A 2,127-nucleotide genomic window follows, 5' to 3' on the forward strand; every position below is an offset into this window, starting at 1 on the left:
CTAGTTGCTAGTTGCTAGCTTGGCTTGTAAATCTTGCTGGACAATCTTGATTGCTTCTAACGCAACCTTTGGGTCGATCTCATTACTTTCTAGTAGGTAGATCAAGTCGACGGCTAACTTGACTTCTTCAGGTGCGTTGTCCAATGGTGATGATGTGTTCTCAGTGCTCATTTCGCTTTGGGTTCTCTATTTTAATCAGTCTTTCGATGTTCTTCATCGAGTCTTCACAGCGCTCTAAACGCTCTTTTGCTAACATCCAAGTGTTTTCTGCTTGTGCTTTACTATGACGCGGTGCGGAGTCTAGCGCTAACTTGCGTCGTTTAACTAAATCAACCAAACGTCTTTGCCAATCTTGGTGCTGAGCCAAGTCATTATACAAATCGTTCAAGGTTTTCCCTGATTTACTTTTTCTGTCTAAGCGTAAATCGTGATTGGCGAGCTCGCGTTGCAGAGCTGCTATCTGGTTAGTTAACCTCTCTGTTAAGTAGTTTGCTCTCGATGCCGAAAGTTGGTTAGTGCTCTGTTCGCGAATGATGGTGTGGTAGGTCGCTTGGGTTTCGAGTGCGTAAGGGAGTAGAGTCGAGGCGCCACATTTAAACAACGCTTTGTCGAAAAGCGGCTGATGATAGGACCCTCTGGATTTATCAACCTGTGAACAGTGACCGAGTAAGGTATCAATGACACTTTTGATTTGTGAAAATTGACTCATTTTAATTCCTGTAATCTGGTGGCTATAGATTTACAAACCAAGCTTCGTAAGCAAGTTTTATCGCAAGTATACTGACAACCGTAACAAAGACTGGTCGTATAAACGTAGCACCAAATCGAATTGCGGAATGTGCCCCAACGAATGCACCAGCCATTAAGCAAACACCCATGGTTAACCCCAACACCCAATCAATATGACCAAGAATCGCGAAGGTCACCAAAGAAGTGAAGTTACTGGTAAAATTCATTGCTTTCGATAGGCCAGAAGCCAGCAGGATATTTAGGCGGTATAGTGCCATCGAGCTCACCGTCCAAAAAGCACCTGTTCCCGGGCCAGCAACGCCATCATAAAAGCCAAGAATGAAGCCTTGGTACTTTTGTTTCTTCTTCAGTACCGGACAAGGTTTCGGTGACACGTTGTGATTGGCGTTCGGTGTCTTATGGAAAATGGTGTAGATCGCTGCTGCCAGAATGATCAGCGGTAGGACTTTCTCTAACCATTGGGTGCTAATGGCATCGACTGTTAGGGTACCTATGGTTGCGCCGATCAAGGTCGCTATAAATGCATTTATCCAACATTCTGGTTTAAACAGCTTTTTACGATAATAAGTAAAAGCCGCTGTTGAAGAAGCGAACGTGGCTGCAAGCTTATTTGTACCCAGTGCGATGTGTGGCGGTAGGCCAAGGGATAACAATGCAGGGACCGTTAACATGCCCCCACCACCGGCGACAGCATCAATAAAGCCCGCTGCAAATGCAACCAGCGCAAGTATAACCAACATGGTTGGTTCAATCATTTCCATAAATAGCTGTTGTTCTCGTTATTGGCCGTCAGAACAGCCACACGAATAGTTGATGGGCTATTCGTGTTTGATTGTGAATGCAGGGGCCAAGCGATGACTGACCCAGAACTACCTAACGGCAGAAAAATTAGTATTTTATTGTTCTTTTAAAAGGCGGTAGCGAATCGAGAAGGGACTTGCCATATCGCTTCGTGACTATGCGTCGATCAAGGATCGTGACTTTACCAGAATCTCTCTCCTTACGCAGCAGTCGCCCTACAGATTGAATAAGCTTTTTACTCGCTTCTGGAACAGTAATCTGCATAAAAGGATTACCGCCACGCGATTCAATATATTCTGAATGCGCTTGTTCTACAGGTGACGTAGGAACACCAAAAGGAATCTTGGTAATGACTAGGTTTTCAAGCAGCTCCCCCGGTAAATCCAGACCTTCCGAAAAGCTACCAGTTCCAAAAAGCACGCTGGTTTTTCCTTGGTCTATTAGCTTTTTATGTTTTTTTAGAATTTCAGCGCGTGAAGTATCACCTTGTACCTGCAATGCCCATGACTTTTTAACGAAATCTGTTGCCAAAGCCTCTGCAACTTTATTCATTTGCCAGTAAGAAGAGAATAGAAC

General features: G+C 44.5%; 4 protein-coding genes. All 4 read right to left on the bottom strand.

Going from position 1 to position 2,127, the window contains the following annotated elements; genetic code table 11:
* Nucleotides 1–171 (bottom strand): pleiotropic regulatory protein RsmS, encoded by a 171-nt coding sequence (gene rsmS, locus BCT81_RS27095; protein ID WP_102426472.1) that lies wholly within the window; start codon nucleotides 169–171, stop codon nucleotides 1–3.
* Entirely contained in the window at nucleotides 161–709 is a 549-nt protein-coding gene (locus tag BCT81_RS27100) for a primosomal replication protein (protein ID WP_102426473.1), read from the bottom strand. Before BCT81_RS27100 ends, rsmS begins: the two co-directional genes overlap by 11 nt.
* 22 nt (nucleotides 710–731) lie before the next feature.
* Nucleotides 732–1,511: a TSUP family transporter gene (locus BCT81_RS27105; protein ID WP_004737423.1), complete on the bottom strand. Its 780-nt coding sequence runs from the start codon at nucleotides 1,509–1,511 to the stop codon at nucleotides 732–734.
* 127 nt (nucleotides 1,512–1,638) lie between these two features.
* On the bottom strand, nucleotides 1,639–2,127 hold a 489-nt coding region (locus BCT81_RS27110; RefSeq protein WP_277869853.1), incomplete at its 5' end, for a helicase C-terminal domain-containing protein.

The organism is Vibrio sp. 10N.261.52.A1, assembly GCF_002876325.1.
Lineage (GTDB): Bacteria > Pseudomonadota > Gammaproteobacteria > Enterobacterales > Vibrionaceae > Vibrio > Vibrio chagasii.

Coding starts and splice junctions, on each gene's coding strand:
- rsmS (WP_102426472.1), bottom strand. CDS start 171: ATGAGCACTGAGAACACATCATCACCATTGGACAACGCACCTGAAGAA.
- BCT81_RS27100 (WP_102426473.1), bottom strand. CDS start 709: ATGAGTCAATTTTCACAAATCAAAAGTGTCATTGATACCTTACTCGGT.
- BCT81_RS27105 (WP_004737423.1), bottom strand. CDS start 1,511: ATGGAAATGATTGAACCAACCATGTTGGTTATACTTGCGCTGGTTGCA.